Annotated in this window: 11 protein-coding genes; 3 read left to right on the top strand and 8 right to left on the bottom strand. The window is 65.0% G+C overall.

Annotated features, from left to right (window positions below):
* Positions 1 to 4 precede the first annotated feature (4 nt).
* On the bottom strand, positions 5 to 2,605 hold the full coding sequence (locus QX126_RS05150; RefSeq protein WP_315776489.1) for an MMPL family transporter: 2,601 nt from the start codon (positions 2,603 to 2,605) through the stop codon (positions 5 to 7).
* A 488-nt stretch (positions 2,606 to 3,093) separates the two neighbouring features.
* On the opposite strand from QX126_RS05150, the gene ispH reads away from it, so the two are divergent.
* Positions 3,094 to 4,020, top strand: coding sequence for a 4-hydroxy-3-methylbut-2-enyl diphosphate reductase (gene ispH / locus QX126_RS05145; RefSeq protein ID WP_315779690.1), 927 nt, complete (start codon positions 3,094 to 3,096; stop codon positions 4,018 to 4,020).
* Positions 4,021 to 4,054: 34 nt separating this feature from the next.
* Positions 4,055 to 5,203 carry an adenosyl-hopene transferase HpnH gene (hpnH, locus tag QX126_RS05140; protein ID WP_315714889.1) on the top strand — a complete coding sequence of 383 codons (1,149 nt, stop codon included), beginning with the start codon at positions 4,055 to 4,057 and terminating at the stop codon, positions 5,201 to 5,203.
* A 108-nt stretch (positions 5,204 to 5,311) separates the two neighbouring features.
* Here the strand turns inward: hpnH and QX126_RS05135 are convergent, their stop codons facing one another.
* The 5 genes from QX126_RS05135 to QX126_RS05115 form a co-directional block, all read right to left on the bottom strand.
* Complete coding sequence (locus QX126_RS05135) at positions 5,312 to 6,076, bottom strand: phosphorylase (RefSeq protein WP_409998094.1); 765 nt, start codon at positions 6,074 to 6,076, stop codon at positions 5,312 to 5,314.
* 344 nt (positions 6,077 to 6,420) lie between these two features.
* Complete coding sequence (hpnE, locus tag QX126_RS05130; protein WP_315779687.1) at positions 6,421 to 7,671, bottom strand: hydroxysqualene dehydroxylase HpnE; 1,251 nt, start codon at positions 7,669 to 7,671, stop codon at positions 6,421 to 6,423.
* The gene (gene hpnD, locus QX126_RS05125) at positions 7,671 to 8,510 is read right to left on the bottom strand and encodes a presqualene diphosphate synthase HpnD (RefSeq protein WP_315779685.1); all 840 of its coding nucleotides are present in this window, start codon (positions 8,508 to 8,510) and stop codon (positions 7,671 to 7,673) included. Before hpnD ends, hpnE begins: the two co-directional genes overlap by 1 nt.
* The gene (hpnC, locus tag QX126_RS05120; protein WP_315779683.1) at positions 8,507 to 9,385 is read right to left on the bottom strand and encodes a squalene synthase HpnC; all 879 of its coding nucleotides are present in this window, start codon (positions 9,383 to 9,385) and stop codon (positions 8,507 to 8,509) included. The genes hpnD and hpnC overlap by 4 nt, the downstream gene beginning before the upstream one ends.
* Positions 9,386 to 9,608: 223 nt before the next feature.
* Positions 9,609 to 9,845: a hypothetical protein gene (locus tag QX126_RS05115; RefSeq protein ID WP_315714894.1), complete on the bottom strand. Its 237-nt coding sequence runs from the start codon at positions 9,843 to 9,845 to the stop codon at positions 9,609 to 9,611.
* 476 nt (positions 9,846 to 10,321) lie between these two features.
* On the opposite strand from QX126_RS05115, the gene QX126_RS05110 reads away from it, so the two are divergent.
* On the top strand, positions 10,322 to 10,816 hold the full coding sequence (locus QX126_RS05110; RefSeq protein ID WP_315737293.1) for a hypothetical protein: 495 nt from the start codon (positions 10,322 to 10,324) through the stop codon (positions 10,814 to 10,816).
* 306 nt (positions 10,817 to 11,122) lie between these two features.
* Here QX126_RS05110 and QX126_RS05105 read toward each other — a convergent pair whose 3' ends face one another.
* Positions 11,123 to 13,480 carry an efflux RND transporter permease subunit gene (locus tag QX126_RS05105; protein WP_315776486.1) on the bottom strand — a complete coding sequence of 786 codons (2,358 nt, stop codon included), beginning with the start codon at positions 13,478 to 13,480 and terminating at the stop codon, positions 11,123 to 11,125.
* Positions 13,481 to 13,874: 394 nt separating this feature from the next.
* Positions 13,875 to 15,461 carry a B12-binding domain-containing radical SAM protein gene (locus QX126_RS05100; RefSeq protein ID WP_315737291.1) on the bottom strand — a complete coding sequence of 529 codons (1,587 nt, stop codon included), beginning with the start codon at positions 15,459 to 15,461 and terminating at the stop codon, positions 13,875 to 13,877.
* Between the last annotated feature and the right edge of the window lie 531 nt (positions 15,462 to 15,992).

The raw sequence follows: 15,992 nt of genomic DNA, 5'->3' as shown, positions 1-15,992 counted from the left end.
GGGATCACGAGCCCTCTTGCTCCTTGATCTCGCGAGGCTTGCCCATCAGCGCCGGCTGGAACAGCAGCACGGCGGCGAGCGTGGTGACCAGCGACAGCGCCAGCAGCTTGCCCATGCTGGACGTTCCGGGATGGCTCGACAGCCACAGGCTGCCGAACGCGGTCGCCGTCGTCAGCGCGCTGAAGAAGATCGCCCGGGTCAGGCTGGTCTGCAGCAGGTTGGTGCGGCCGCCGCGCCACGCCACCACGTAGTAGATCTTGAACGCGACGCCAATGCCAAGCAGGAGCGGCAGGGCGACGATGTTGGCGAAGTTCAGCGGCAGCTTGATCAGCACGCAGATCTCCAACGTCACGGCGCCTGCGACCAGCAGCGGCACGATCGTCATCAGCACGTCGGTGAAGCGCTTCAAGGTCACCCACAACAGGAGGCTGATCACGACCAGCGAGTAGATGCCGGCGTGGATGAATGCCTTCACGATCGTGTCACCTGACTTCAGGATCGACACCGGCCCGCCGATCGCATTGGGCTCGGCCGCCAGCACCGCGTTGGCAAATCGCCTGAGATTGTCGTTGTCATTCGGATCCCCCTTCGGCTGCGCCTCGACCCGAATCAATCCGTCCTTGCTCTTCCACTGCGACACCAGCTCCGGTGGCAGGTTCGCGAGGCTGACGGGCTGCGCCTGCAACGTGGCGCCAAGCTGCGCCAGCGTGATCTTCCACGGCTCGACGAACACCGCCTGCGCCTTGTTGCGCACCGCTTCGCTGGCGCCCGCGAGCCTGGCAAGCGCGTCGGCGAGCCGCCGCGACGCGACCGCGCCCGGCCCACTGCTCTCGCCCGCGGTGCGCCGGAGATTGTCGACGGTCGAGTTCAGGGCGTCCACATTCTCCTTGTCGCTTGGCGCCGCATCGATCTGGTCCGGATTGAGCGCAGGCCCCAGCACCTTCGCGCCCTGCGCGATCAGCTTCAGCTTGGCCGGCTGGTCCTCGGGGACGAAGCTGTCGAGCGACATCACGCGCGCCACTTCGGGGAGCTTCCCGAGCTTGGCCTCGATCGCCTTGGCCTCGGTCTCGGAGCGCGTCAGCACGTCGATCGCGTTGGCGCCCGTGTTCGGATCCTTTCGCAGGTCGAGATAGGTCGCGATCGACTCGGCGCGCGGATTGCGCAGGTTCATCGGGTTGAAGTCGAACTTCATGTAGTAGAGCAGCGGCAGGCCGGCGACGACCAGGCCGAGCGTGCCGACGATGATCGGCACCCGGTGCTTCTCCAGGAAATGATCGACAGGCGCCAGGAAGGCGTAGCCGACCGGCTCCTTCTCGCCGGGCGGATTGAGAATCCTCAGCAGGGCCGGCAGCACCGTGATCGACGACAGGAACGCGATGATCATGCCGGCGCCGGCGATGGCACCGAGCTCGGAGATGCCCTTGTAGTCGGTCGGCAGGAAGCACAGGAAGCCGGCAGCCGTCGCCATCGCCGCAAGCGACAGCGGCACGGCGGAGCGGCGCGCTGCTTCCGCCAGCGCCTCAGGCAGATTGTCGTTCTTGAAGCGCTCGGAACGGTAGCGGACGCTGAACTGGATGCCGAAATCGACGCCCAGGCCGATGAACAGCACGGCGAACGCGACCGACAACAGATTCAGGGAGCCGACCATCATCAGGCCAACGGCCGTGGTGAGGGCGAGGCCGATGAACAGGTTGATGAACACGGCCGAGATGATCTTGGCCGAATGCAGCGCCAGCCACAGGATGATCAGCACGACGATCACGGTGCCGATGCCGTTGACGACGGCGCCCTCCTGCACGGTGGCGTATTCCTCGTTGGCGATCGGCACCGGCCCGGTCAGCCGCACGCGCGCATGAAAACGGTTCGGGAAATCGAGCTCGACCGCGGCCTGCCGGATCGCATCGGTGGCGGCCTTGCCCGGCTCGAGCGCCTGGTAGTCGAGGATCGGCTTGAATTGGATGAAGGCGCGCTTGTCACTGTCTTCGAGCGGCTTGTCGGAGATCAACTGGCGCCAGGAGAAGGTCGCATCGCCCTTGTCGAGCACGGTCTCGACGGTCTGGGAGATGTAGTCGAACGGCCGCGCGACGTTGTCGAGCTTGACTTGCCCGCGCTTGACGCCGGCAAGGCCGGTCTCCAGCGCACCGGTCAGGCCGCGGATCGAGGGGTCCCCGGCCATGATCTCGACCAGCGGTGCCGCCGCGGCGAACTGGTCCGTGAGCTGCTTGACCTCCTCGGTCGGCAGGAACAGCAGGCCGTTCCTGGCGAAGAACTCGCCGCCGCCGAGCAGCTCGACCGATGAGAAGTTCGCGGTGTCGCCCTTGAGCTTCTTGGCGAGCGCATCGGCCGCCACACCTGTCATCTCGGGCGTCGCCGCTTCGACCACCGCCAGGATCATCCGATCGCGATCGAAGGCCTGCTCGTACTGCTGGTCGCGCTTGCGCCAGTCGAGCTCGGGCGAAATGAGCTTGTTGATGTCGGTATTGATGGAGAAATGACGCGCCGTATAGAAGCCCGCGCCTACGGAGAGCAGCAGGGCCGCAATCAATGTCGGCCAGGCAAACCGGGTGCAGGCCTTGACGATCGAGACGACAAACGTGGTCAGCACTTCGTGACTTTCTAATGTTTAGAGAGCTGGGCGGAAACGTCCGCTTCATGGCGGAGTTCCCCGATCAGGGCGAGCCCCGGACGCACACATCCTGAGCGGCGCCCCGACCCGGCCTGGCCCAACCTTTGAAGACGAGGATGGTCCCTCGACGGCGGATCAGGTCGAACGATGCACGGAACCGTCGGGGCGGCTGATATAGCGGCTGTTCTCGGCGGTAAAGTGACGAACGAGTGAGAGCATAACCAACTCAATTAATTGATCTAACTTATAATTACTAAATTACCTGCGGCCTGTCGCGGGCTGTGTGCGACGGGTCACATGCGAGCGACTTGCAGACTGGCTTTCCTCTTCGCTCGATTTTTGACACAAAGCCCTGCGCTTCCATCGGTGTGGCGGGCAATTGGGGCATTCGCTGGTGCGAATATTGCAGCCCCGTCGCACGCACGGAGGTGCCGGGTCGAAAGTGAGGCAACGTGGCTGGACGTCCCATGCAGGTGTATCTCGCGCAGCCGCGCGGTTTTTGTGCTGGAGTCGTGCGTGCGATCGAGATCGTCGAGCGCGCGCTGGAGAAGTATGGCCCGCCGGTCTATGTGCGTCATGAGATCGTCCACAACAAGCACGTGGTGGAGAGCCTGAAGGCCAAGGGCGCCATCTTCGTCGAGGACCTCTCCGAGGTGCCGCCGCGCGCCGTCACCGTGTTCAGCGCCCACGGCGTTGCCCGGACGGTCGAGCAGGAAGCGGCCGCCCGCGGGCTGCCGGTGCTCAATGCCACCTGCCCGCTGGTGACCAAGGTCCACAACCAGGGCAAGCGCTACATGTCCAAGGGCCGTACCCTGGTACTGATCGGCCATGCCGGTCATCCGGAGGTCGAGGGAACCATGGGTCAGGTTCCCGGCCCGGTCCACCTCGTGCAGAACGTGGCCGATGTGGCCACCCTGCCCCTGCCGGTCGATACCCCGCTGGCTTATATTACCCAGACCACGCTCAGCGTGGACGACACCAGGGACATCATTTTAGCCCTTCAAGCCCGCTTTACAGACCTTCAAGGTCCCGATATCCGGGATATCTGCTATGCGACACAGAACCGGCAATCTGCGGTAAGGGACTTAAGCAAGCTGGTGGACGTCATCCTGGTGGTGGGCGCCGCCAACAGCTCCAACTCGAACAGACTGCGCGAGATCGGCACCGAGGCCGGGGTCGCAAGCTATCTGATCGCTGATGGCAGCGAGCTCGATCCGGTTTGGCTGAAGGACGCCAAGGCCGTCGGCATCACCGCCGGCGCCTCGGCCCCCGAAGTCCTCGTCGACGACGTCATCGAAGCCCTACGGCGCATCGGACCAGTCGAGGTCGCGGTGGTCCCGGGGCGGGAAGAAAACATCGAATTCCGCCTGCCGGCCGAGCTGGTCGCGGGCTGATCGGTCCTCGTTTGGTCCAGAAAGAAGAGACGTAATGGCAATCCCCTTCCATAAGGAACTGCGTATCGGGGCCTATCTGATGAAGCAGAAGCTTCTCGGCCGGAAACGCTATCCGCTCGTGCTGATGCTGGAGCCGCTGTTTCGCTGCAACCTGGCGTGTGCCGGCTGTGGCAAGATCGACTATCCCGATGCGATCCTCAACCGCCGCATGAGCGCGCAGGAGTGCTGGGACGCGGCCGACGAATGCGGTGCGCCGATGGTCGCGATCCCCGGCGGCGAGCCGCTGATCCACAAGGAGATCGGCGAGATCGTGCGCGGCCTCGTCGCCCGCAAGAAGTTCGTCTCGCTCTGCACCAACGCGCTGCTGCTGGAGAAGAAGCTCGACCTGTTCGAGCCGTCGCCGTATTTGTTCTTCTCGGTGCATCTCGACGGCCTGCGCGAGCATCACGATAAGGCGGTCTCGCAGAAGGGCGTGTTCGACCGCGCCGTCTCCGCGATCAAGGCCGCCAAGGCGCGCGGCTTCACCGTCAACGTCAACGCCACGGTGTTCGACGGCCATCCCGCCGAGGAGATCGCGAAGTTCCTGGACTTCACGACCGAGCTCGGCGTCGGCGTGACCATGTCGCCCGGCTATGCCTATGAGCGCGCGCCGGACCAGGAGCACTTCCTCAACCGCACCAAGACCAAGCAGCTGTTCCGCGACGTCTTCAAGCTCGGCAAGGGCAAGAAGTGGAATTTCATGCATTCCGGTCTGTTCCTCGACTTCCTGGCCGGCAACCAGGAGTTCGAGTGCACCCCCTGGGGCATGCCTGCGCGCAACATCTTCGGCTGGCAGAAGCCCTGCTATCTGCTCGGCGAAGGCTACACCAAGACCTTCAAGGAGCTGATGGAGACCACCGACTGGGACTCCTACGGCACCGGCAAGTACGAGAAGTGCGCCGACTGCATGGCGCATTGCGGCTACGAGGCGACCGCCGCCAATGCGGCGCTGACCAACCCGATCAAGGCGATGTTCGTGTCGCTGCGCGGCATCAAGACCGAGGGTCCGATGGCGCCGGAGATCGATCTCTCCAAGCAGCGCCCGGCGCAGTACGTGTTCTCGTCGGAGGTGCAAAAGCGCCTCTCCGAGATCCGTCACGACGAGGCGATCGAGGCGCAGCAGAAGGCCTCGACCGCCGCCTGATCTTCACGGCTCTGATCAATCAAAAGGCCGCCGAGTGATCGGCGGCCTTTTTCATTGAACTGATCTCTGGATCGGGATGGACGCTACGCTCCGTGATGAGCAAACGGCTCACGCCTCGGCAGCGGCCAGCGTTTCGGTCTCGAGGAAGTGCTCGGCGGCGAGCATGCCGCTCAGCAGCAGGTCGCGGGCGCCGCGCAGCGAGCGCAGGGCGCGATTGAACTCGATGCCCGTCGACACCAGGCCGCGCAGCACGGCCGGATTGCGGGCGACGCCGCGCAGGATCATCGGCAGGTCGATGTCGCCGTTCGGCTTGATGGCGTCCTTGGCGAGCGACGGGAGGGTGCGATGGGCGGGATCGGAGATCACCCGCAGCGCCGCGAACGGCAGCCCATACTCGGCGGCATAGGCGGCGGCGATGTGGCTCTCCATGTCGACCGCGGCCGCCCCGGTCTTCATGCGCAGCGCCGCCTTGCGGGCCTGGGCCACGACCACCTCTTCGGCCCCGGCCAGCACGCCGCGCACGACGCGGCGCTTCTTCAGGGCGGCGCGAGCGATGTGCTCCTCACGCAGGGAGAGCCCAGACAGCCAACGGGCATCGCCCGCGGTCACCTCGGTGGCGACGACGATGTCGCCGGCCTTGAGGCTGGGATCGAGGCCACCGGCCACGCCAAAGCTGACGACGCCGCGGATCGAGGTCGGATCGAACACGGTGAGCAGCGAGCGCAACTGCCTGGGGTCGCTCGAGCTGCAGATCACCATCATGCCGGGCCCGGCAGCAATCCGGGCCTCCTGCACCAAGCCCGTCACGACCAAGACCGGCCGCGGATCAATCGGGCGATCCGCGGACGTATCGTCCCCCATCCCCAACTTCACAATCCGACCCCTGACACCTTCTCGGACGTCGCGTGATCCGACGTCTCCGTCTCTTGTTCCAAAGCCTCAGCCACGGCGGCGCCAGAGCGGAAAGGCCTTAACAAACCGAGGATTACGCAGAAAAAATCCGCGAGGAAACCCCGTTTGCGCCGCACTGCACCCGTACCCGATGCGTTTTTTGCCTGGTGTTGCCATTTGGCCCCGCCGATCCCTGTTCCGCCCTGGAACAAATTGCGCCGTCGCCACCAGGCGTGGAACTTTAAGCAAGAACTACGCCACGAAAATGTGAGACTCGCGGCGCCGGCGGCATGACGGCGCGGCCAGATTCGGCTGCCCTGCGCCGGTCAGCCGTGCCCGAGCAGGAGATTCGCAGCGCGGTCGCCGGAGCGCACCGAGCCTTCGATGGTTGCCGGCAGGCCGGTATCGGTCCAGTCCCCCGCCAGAGCGAGATTGCCGAACGCCGTCTTCGCTCCCGGTCGGAGCGCGTTCTGCTCGGGCGTCGCCTCGAAGGTGGCGCGACGCTCGCGCACGATCTGCCACGGCGGCAGCTCCGCCTTGATCCCGGCGGCCTTGCAGACGTCGGCCCAGATCGCGGCGGCGAGCTCCTCGCGCGGCATGTCGACCAGCCGATCGCCATTGCTGATGGTGACCGAGAGCCGCTGCGGGAAGGCGAACAGCCATTCGACCAGGCCGCCGACCACCCCGAGCAGAGCTGGTGCATCGCGCGGCGGCGTGATGCGGAAATGGGCATTGACGATGGCGCGATATTTCGTCGGCCCCGTGAGCCCCGGCAGCAGGGCCATCGCCGGCCGCGGCGGCACGGCGAGCACGACGAGGTCGGACGGGCCGAGCGCGACGGTTTCATCGCCGCCGAACCTGAGCCCGGTGACACGACCACCCGCATCGTCGAGGCCGCGCAGCTCGCGGCCGATCCGCACGCTGCCGCCCTTGCCTTCCAGGAATTTCACGGCCGGATCGATCAGCACGCCCGACAGGCCATCGCGCGCGATCAGCGGCCGGCAGGCCTGGCCGCCGGCGAGCAAGGTCTCGCGGACGATGGCGCCGGCAAGCCCCGCCGAGCCTTCCGGCGGATCGCAGTTCAGTGCCGCGAGCAGCAGCGGCTGCACCAGGCGGTCGTACAGCGTGCCCTTGCAGGGAATCGTGCTGCCGATCGTCTTGGACGTACCGGCCCAGATCAGCGGCGACAGCGCGAGGTAGTCGCCGAGCTTGGTATCCGGCACGCGGCGGCCCTCGTCGAACACCCACAGCGGCAGGCGGCCGTTGCCGAGATCGAGCAGCCAGCGCTGGCCGCTCCGGATGTCGACGAAGGCGAACTGCGCCTTCTCCGGCCCGACCAGCCCCGCTTCCGAGCCGATCGCGCGGGCGTAGGACAGCACGTGATGATTGGCCGACAGCAGCAAATGGTTGCCGTTGTCGATCACCAGGTCGGTCGCGGCGTCGTAATAGGACCGGCAGCGGCCGCCGAGCTGCTGCGTGGCCTCGTGGACGTGCACGATGTAGCCCGCATTGGCGAGCCGCACGCCGGCGGAAAGGCCGGACACGCCGGCGCCGATGATGTGAGCGGTCTTTTGCATCAGATGATTGCGTAACGGAGGATGATGCCGATCTTCGTGAGCTTGCTCACGCGGACGGGCTCGCGCGGCAGCGCGAAGCCACGTTCGAGCAGGAGGTCGAACACGGCGCGGTAGTATTTCGACATGATGCGCGGCGCACGCACCGCGCGGCGGCGATTGCGCCGCATGATCTCGTCGGCCTTCTCGAAATGCGTCTTCGCCCTGACGGCAACCGAGTTGCAGACCTTGGGCAGCGCCCGCTCCTGCGTCACCTTGGCCGGATCATCGCCGGTGATTCCGGCGAACAGCAGCGCCTCGCGCGGCAGATAGAGCCGGCCGATGGCCGCGTCCTCGTCGATGTCGCGCAGGATGTTGGTGAGCTGCAGCGCGCGGCCGAGATGGTGGGCCAGCAGGATGCCGTCCTCCTCAGGCATGCCGAAGATGCGCACCGAGAGGCGGCCGACCGCGCTCGCGACCCGGTCGCAATAAAGGTCCAGCGTGGCGAGATCTGGCGCGCGGACATCCTGCGGCACGTCCATCTCCATGCCGTCGATGATGGCGAGGAAATCCTCCCGCTTCAGGCCGAACGTCTTCACCGCGGCGACGTAGTCGCGCAGCCGCGGCGGCGGGTTGCCCTGGTAGAGCGAGTCGATGTCGTCGCGCCATTTCTGCAGCGCCGCCAGTCGCTCGGGCCGCGGCCCGTCGGAATCGGCGATATCGTCGACCTCGCGACAGAAGCTGTAGACCTGGAACATCGCGTCGCGCTGGGCGCGCGGCAGGATGCGCATGGCGGCATAGAACGAGCTGCCGGAGGCCGCCGTGCCGTGATCGATATTGTCTGCGGTCGCCTCGAGGGTCATGCGCCGGCTGCCGATTTGGTGACGGGATGGCGCCCGGCCACGCGGCGGCCGATCTCGCCCATCACCGACGTGAAGGTGAGGCCGAGCATGCCGATGGGCGACAGGTGCACGCGCTCACTCAGCGGATCGCGCACCTTCAGCAGCGCCACGATACGGTCGGCGAAAGCCTGGATCACGGCGATCTCCAGTCCGAAACGAAAATCCTTGACGCCGCTGTTGAGGTCCCTGCCCTCATCGAGCAGCGCCGCGTTACGCACCGCGAGCTTCTGCAGGCAGGCCAGCAGTTGCGGCGGCGATCTGGACTCGCCGAGCATCTCGACGGTGGCGCCGGCTTCCGCCAGCGCATCGCGCGGCAGGTACACGCGATTGAGCGCCTTGTAGTCCTTGCCGCAGTCCTGCAGGTGGTTGTTGATCTGCAGCCCGGCGCAGATCGCATCCGAGGCCGGCCAGGTCGCGGTGGACTCGCCGTGCACATCGAGCATGAAGCGGCCGACCGGCATCGCCGAGTAGCGGCAGTAGTGGATGACCTCGTCCCAGTTCTCGTAGCGCAGCTTGGTCACATCCATCCGGAAGGCAACCAGCAGATCGAGCGCATGCCGGGGCGGCATGCCGCGCTCGGCGAGCGCCCGGCGCAGGCTGACGGCGACATCCTGGGTCTCGCCGGTCCCGGTCAGCTCGGCTTCGAGCAGATCGAGCAGCCGCAGCTTCTCCTCACCCGGCAGGCTCGGATGATCGGCGATGTCGTCGGCGGTTCGCACGAAATTGTAGAAGGCAAGGATCAGCGCCCGGTGCTCTGGACGGATGATCCAGGAGGCCACCGGAAAGTTCTCGTCCCGGTGTGTCTTGCCGGATCGCAAATCGCTCGCGGTGGTCATGGACGAAACAGCTATCAGGTTGAAAGGGCGCTACCGAAAACAATGCCCGCCGCTTCGCTCATGCGAACGGATTGCTCGCCCCCATATAGGCGAAGATCCAGCCAAAACCAATGCAATCGATGTCGGGCAGCCCATAGGATCGAACCGCCGCCCTGCCCTGAGGGGCGGGCCGGCGGTCGTTAACCAAGAGAGTTCGGAAACAACCGTTCCGAACGGCAACCGCTTACTGGTTGTGGGTCTTCAGCACCTGATCGCAGGCCGGGCTGATCTTGGGGCGGTTCTCCTTCAGGCACGCAAGGATGGTGAAGTCACCCTGATCGATGACGGCACGACAGAACTTCTGAACGTCACGCGTGCAGGCCGCCTGCTCTTCGGGCGTGCCGCCGCGGCCTTGCGCGAACGCGCCGGTGGAAACGGACACCGACGACAGCAGGGAAAGTGCCAGGAAAATCTTACGCATCGTGTTCCTTCATTTTGACAGCAGAGGAGACCTCCCGGATCGCCGATGCTGCCCGGGAAACACCTGTTTGGTTTGGCAAGGACCGCAAGCCCCCCAGCGCCGGAGGTACGCTGCCAAATGCGGCCAAATTTGCGCCCTATGATCCCGAGCGGATCAAGCTCGGACATCACAGCTTTGGCACAAACAAGGCGTTGATACTAGGGCGTTATTCTCGGAACACGTTTTTCGCATTTGGCTGTTGCAAGCATGCCGCGCGGACCGTTAGATGCAGCGCCGTCGAGGCGGCTTGCGTGCAGCCGTCTTGCGAGGACGACCATTCGGCGCCGACCCGTCGCACGGTGTCGGCGGGCATCATGGCATCCGGTCGCAGCGCCCGACCGGCCGTCATTTGAACCTAACCTTCGGCGAGAACACCAAGTGTTCGAAGCGGCGGCGTACGCCGACACAGCGGTGTCATTTTGGATGGGAAACTCGATATGAAACTGTTCGGCTCACCTTTCTCTGGGCGCGTCGTCAAGGCCGCCGGTCTCGGAGCGGCATTGTTCGTGGCGGCGACCGCGGTTCAGGCTCAGTCGGGCCCGTTCGCCGGCTTCGACGGGTCGTGGTCGGGCAACGGTACGGTCGCGCTGTCCGACGGCACCACCGAGCGCATCCGCTGCAAGGCCAGCTACAAGGTGGCCGGCGCCAATCTGAAGCAGAGTCTGCAATGCGCCAGCGACAGCTACAAGTTCCTCCTGACCAGTGACGTCACCAGCCAGGGCGATCGCATCTCCGGCAACTGGAGCGAATCCAGCCGCAACGTGAACGGCGAGCTGCAGGGCACCGCCGGCAACGGCCAGATCGACGTGTTCGTGCAGGCCGCCGGCTTCGCCGCCAGCATCACCCTGAGGACCAGCGGCAACAAGCAGGTCGTGCAGATCTCCTCCAAGGGCGAGATCCGCGGCGTCAACATCACGATGTCGAAGACCTGAACGGTCGCGACATCGTCAGCAACGGAATGCGCGAACGGCCCTGACGACGTCAGGGCCGTTTTGTTTTTTGAGACATCAGAGACCATGAGCATTCGGCCCCCCGCTGTCGTCGCCCGGCTCGCCGCCTTCGCTAAAGCTCCGGCGCGCCCTTGAACTCATGGCCGCGTCGAAGCCGAAGGCGCAGACGGGACCGGGCGACCCAGCATCCAGAGGCAGTCGTGACTAAGTCGATAAGCCGCGGCGTACTGGATCGCCCGCGTCGTACGCGGGCGATGACAGTGTTGGATTGGGCTTAGATCACGCCCCTCACACCGGCTTGCGCTTCAGCTTCTGCGACAGGTTGATCAGGAACATCGCGGTCGGGCGGAGGATGAAGAGGTCGGCGAACAGCGCCGCCACCATCGAGAACGCGCTGAGCCAGCCGAACAGCCGCAGCGACGGCAGATCCGAGAATACGGTGACGACGAGGCCGCAGGCCAGCACCACCGTGGTGAGGATCAGCGCCGGTCCGACCAGCACGGTGGCACGCTCCACCGCGACCGCGGCGCTGACGCCGGGCGCACTCTCCATCCGCAGCCGGTTCAGGAAGTGGATGGTGGCCGACAGACCGAGGCCGAAGGAGACCGTGAGCGCCACCACGCTGGCAAATTGCAGCCCCTCCCCCATCGCCCACAACAACGTCCCGGACATCACCACCGGGAAGATGCCGGGCAGGATGCAGGCGAGCATCACCACCCAGGAGCGGAAGGCGAGCCCGATGAACATCGCCACCAGCGCGAACTCGATGGTGAGCCCGTGATTGAGCTTCTGGATCATGCTGGCGGAGTTGCGCGCGGCGATGGCGGCAAGGCCGGTGACCGCGATCTCAAAGCCGGGGTGCTTCTTCCTGACCGTGTCGAGCTCATGATCAAGCTTGTCGACCACCGGCAGCAGCTGGCTGGAATCCAGATCGGGAACGCGGCCGGCGACCACCACCGCATCCTGCTCCTTGTCGATGAAGCGGCGCACCAGATGCTCGGGGATCAGATTGACGTATTCCTGCAGCGTCGCCGTATCGGACGAGCCGGCCTTCTCGGCCAGCCAGCGCCTGAGCGTCTCGACCGACCAGACGTTGCCGACACCGGCAGTCTTCTCGACCGTGGCGTGGACGTCGGCGATGGTCTGCAACGTCTCCGGCGCATAGAGCGAGGCGCCCTTGGGAAACTGGATCAGCACATTGACCGGATTGGCGCCGGTGAGCTTGGCATCGAGCCGGTTGCTCGCCGCCACTGCCTGGCGCTTGTCCGGCACCTGGTCGGCGAGCCGGTAGCGCGGCTCCAGGCTCGCATAGACCACCGCGAGCGAGCCGACGAACACCACCGCGATCAGGCTGAACAGGCCGGGACGACCGACCATGCGCACCGCGATCCAGTAGCAGAAATTGCGCAGCGCCTGCACGCCGGCATCGGCCCCCTGGAATTTGACCGCGAACGTCTTCTCGTTGCGCACCAGCAGCACGCCGAACACCGGCACCAGCGACAGCACCGCGACCAGCGCGATGATGGTGGCGGCAAGCCCCGCCTCGCCGAACTTGCGGATCAGGTCGCTGTCGGAGAACTGCAGGGCGATGAAGGAAATGCCGGCGGTGGCGTGGGTCAGCACACAGGCGGGGCCGACGACCAGCACGGCGTTCTTGAACGCCGTCACCTTGTCCTGCCCTGCGATCAGGCGGTCGCGGGCGGCGAAGGTGAGCTGCATCGAATCGGAGAAGCTGATGACCATGATGAGCGGCGTCATCACGTTCAGGAACATGTTGAGATTGAAATTGGCCCAGCCGAGCGCGCCGAGCGCGAGCATGATCGCGATCAGCGGCGGAAACGCCGCCGCGATCATGAAGGAGACCTTGCGGAAGAAGATGATGGCGATGATGCAGCCGGCGAGAATGCCGAGAATGTTGTAGGTCAGCCCGTCACGTTCCACCGCGTTGCGGATCTCGAGCTGCATGACCGGCACGCCGGAAAGCTGGACATTCAGGCCGGTGTCGGCGAGGTTCTCCGCCATCAGCTTCCGGATGTCGCCCACCACCTTCCCGAGATCGTTCGAGGCCACCACCTTGGGCTCGAGCGACAGCACGATCAGGGCGAGCGTGCCGTCCTCCGACAACAGCTTGCCGCGGATGATCTCGTTGGACTTCACCGTTTCGATGAACTTGTCGTAGGCCTCGCCCTCCGGCAGATCCGACGGAAACAGCGCTGCCGGCAGCTTGCCGGGCGCCGGCGCCTGACGGGCCGAGAACAGCGACACCAGGCCACGGGTGCCCTCGACCAGTTGCAGGTCGGTCACGAAGTCACGCAGCTTCTCGAGGTTCTGGCGGGCCAGCAAGGTCTTGCCCTCGACCACGACGAGGACGTCGAATTCCTCGGCCGGGAACTTCTTCGTCACCTCCTCGTACTGGTGGAATTCCTTGCTGTCGGAGCGAAACAGCTGGCTGAGCGAATCGTCGATCTGGATCCGCTTGATGCCGAACACCGCCGCCACGATCAGGACGAGCAGGACGACGCAGGAGAAGATCGGCGCCTTGACCGCGAGGAGGCCGAGCCGCTCGATGCCGAAAGCGATGCTGTCGGCCGGCCGGTGCTCGACCTTCTCGACATGGACTTCGTTGTCGTGCCTGACTTCCAGCATGCGGTGTCCAGTGGTTGGGGGCGGCCTAATTCGGAAGGCCTGAGCGCATAGGGCAGAAATAAGGCCGCTCAGCGAAGCAGAGATGACCGCATTGTGGCCCGCAGCCGAAGCTAATCCTTGAAAACATGTGACAATTCGTCGAGGCCGGGTCTAGCAGGGTTCACTCCCCGGCCGCAACCATGCCCGGCCACACAAGACGGCGAGCCGGCATGGCTTCCGATCACGCCACGATTCTGCCGTGCTTGAAAAGAGCGTGGACGGCCCGGACGGGCGCTGGGCTCAAAAACCTGAACGACTCAAGGACCGGTATCCGACCGAGCCGTCCCTTGCCCGGGGCAGGCCGCGGACCGGTGCCGGCGAGCGCCACTCGCCGCCCCTGCCCCAGAGAGGACCATCACCCTGCGGGAAGGGCGGCCTCGCGCAGCCGGATCGAGTAGTTCGACGCGTTCTGATTCCCGCGCGAGGCGGCGCGCGCAAACATAATGAGGTGATGCGCGATCAGCGCCACGGCGATGAAATTCTCGATCTCGCCTCGCTTCAGCTGGCTCCAGGCAAAGCGCCAGAACGGCCGCTTGTAGTCGCCGAGCACGCCCACCTTCCAGAAGATCTTGCCCATCATGACCAGGCCGCGCCTGATGTTCGGCCAGCTCTTCATCTCGTCGCTGACCGGCACCTTGATGCGGTTGGCGTAGGTGGTGTCGCATTGGTGCTTGTAGCGTGCGAGCAGCCGCTCCGGCTCATAGGCCACCTCCATGCAGCGCCGCCACGCCGTGACCACCTCGTCATAGGGCATCAGGAATTTCACGTTGGAGTCGCGGCCGTCATCGTGGACCAGCCTGCCCTCGCGCTCGAGGCGATCCCACAGCGGCGTCTTCGGCAGCGCCTGCAGCAGATTGATCGTGAGCAGCGGGATCCGGCTCTCCGCGACGAACTGCAGCAGCGCGTCCGCGGTCTGCGGCGTATCGGTGTCCAGCCCCATGATGATACCGGAGACGACCTCCATGCCATAGCCGTTGATGGTCCTGATCCCCTCCAGGATCGGCACCATCATGTTGTGGTCCTTGTGCATCGCCGTCAGCGCATCCGGGTCGGGCGTCTCGATGCCGCAGAAGATCGTGATGAAATAGGCCTCACGCATCTTCTCCAGGATCTCGGGCCGCTTGGCGATGTTGAGCGTGGCCTCGCAGGCGAGCCGCATCACATAGCCGGTGCGCTTCTGCCATTCGATCAGATGCGGCAGCAGGTCCATCGCCGCCTTGCGGTTGCCGATGAAATTGTCGTCGACGAAATAGACCGAGCCGGTGACGCCGCATTCCCTGAGCTTGTCGAGCTCGGCGATGATCTGCTGCGGCGACTTGATGCGCGGGTTGCGTCCATAGAGGCCGGGGATGTCGCAGAACTCGCACTGATAGGGGCAGCCGCTGGAATACTGGATACTGCCGAGAAAGTACTTCTTCACCTCGGCGAGCTCATAGGCCGGCACCGGGAAATCGGTCATCGCCACCCGCTCGTCGGTCCGCAGCACGACCTGCTGCGCAGGCCGCGACGGATCCCGCGCCAGCCGCGCGATCAGCTCGTCGGTGGCATCGCCGAGCTCGCCGACATGCAGATAGTCGAAGCTCGGATAGTAGTCCGGACAGGCGCTGACGGAGGGGCCGCCCAGCGCGACCGGCAGGTCGAACGCATGCGCCCTCTGGCAGATGTCGTTCATCTGCTGACGCTGGATGTGCATTCCGCTGACGAACACCGCTTCGGCCCAGGAGAAATCCTCGTCCTGCGCCGGGCGGATGTTCTCATCGATGAAGCGCACCTGCCAGGAACTCGGAAGATAGGCCGCGATCAGCAGCAGCCCCTGCGGCGGCATGAAGGCCTGGACGCCGTCGGTGAGCGGATAGGCATGCTCGAAGGTTCCGAACGACGAGGTGTAGCGCGGAAACACACAGAGAATGCGACGTACCGTTTCGATGCCCTCGAATCTCATCGACTGCCCCTCGCGACAACCCGCTAACTGGTTACCTTACGGCCGAAGATAAGGCTTCGCCACCCCTTCCGGAAAAGTTGAGTGCGATCGAGCCTCCCGCTCCCGTCGCAGGGCGCAACGTCCCCTCCGCATGCCGGATGCTCGCGCCGTCTGGCCTGATCAGACGCGCCCCGACGAGGCGACCTGATCCGATGCATCGCAATGCGGATGGCGGAATGCGAAGGGCGATCTAAAGTTCCAATGAGATGGATCATTGATCGATCGAGCGCAACGACCGTTCCCGGCCGGTCTCCGATCGGCGAACCAATGGGGGAGCGCGTGCGCGGCCGGCCACCGGTTGCAATGCATTTGCAGGGGAACGAGGGGCCTCGAAATGGCGCATGCCCTCCGTAGTCGACCGGATGCCCCGGCGCCCGCCCCTGCTGCGGAGCACCAACTAATCGATTGAAACGCCAAGCGAAGTACGCGGGGGTTGCATAATACTGACGGTGTCAACTTAACGCTTTCTCCATGAAGGTTTTGCATAACTAT

The organism is Bradyrhizobium sp. SZCCHNPS1003, from assembly GCF_032381555.1.
In the GTDB taxonomy this organism is placed as follows: domain Bacteria; phylum Pseudomonadota; class Alphaproteobacteria; order Rhizobiales; family Xanthobacteraceae; genus Bradyrhizobium.
Note: the sequence above shows the minus strand (reverse complement) of the source record. Positions and strands in the feature narration are given on the sequence as shown.

Coding starts and splice junctions, on each gene's coding strand:
- ispH (WP_315779690.1), top strand. CDS start 3,094: ATGCAGGTGTATCTCGCGCAGCCGCGCGGTTTTTGTGCTGGAGTCGTG.
- hpnH (WP_315714889.1), top strand. CDS start 4,055: ATGGCAATCCCCTTCCATAAGGAACTGCGTATCGGGGCCTATCTGATG.
- hpnE (WP_315779687.1), bottom strand. CDS start 7,671: ATGCAAAAGACCGCTCACATCATCGGCGCCGGCGTGTCCGGCCTTTCC.
- hpnD (WP_315779685.1), bottom strand. CDS start 8,510: ATGACCCTCGAGGCGACCGCAGACAATATCGATCACGGCACGGCGGCC.
- hpnC (WP_315779683.1), bottom strand. CDS start 9,385: ATGACCACCGCGAGCGATTTGCGATCCGGCAAGACACACCGGGACGAG.
- QX126_RS05115 (WP_315714894.1), bottom strand. CDS start 9,845: ATGCGTAAGATTTTCCTGGCACTTTCCCTGCTGTCGTCGGTGTCCGTT.
- QX126_RS05110 (WP_315737293.1), top strand. CDS start 10,322: ATGAAACTGTTCGGCTCACCTTTCTCTGGGCGCGTCGTCAAGGCCGCC.
- QX126_RS05105 (WP_315776486.1), bottom strand. CDS start 13,480: ATGCTGGAAGTCAGGCACGACAACGAAGTCCATGTCGAGAAGGTCGAG.
- QX126_RS05100 (WP_315737291.1), bottom strand. CDS start 15,461: ATGAGATTCGAGGGCATCGAAACGGTACGTCGCATTCTCTGTGTGTTT.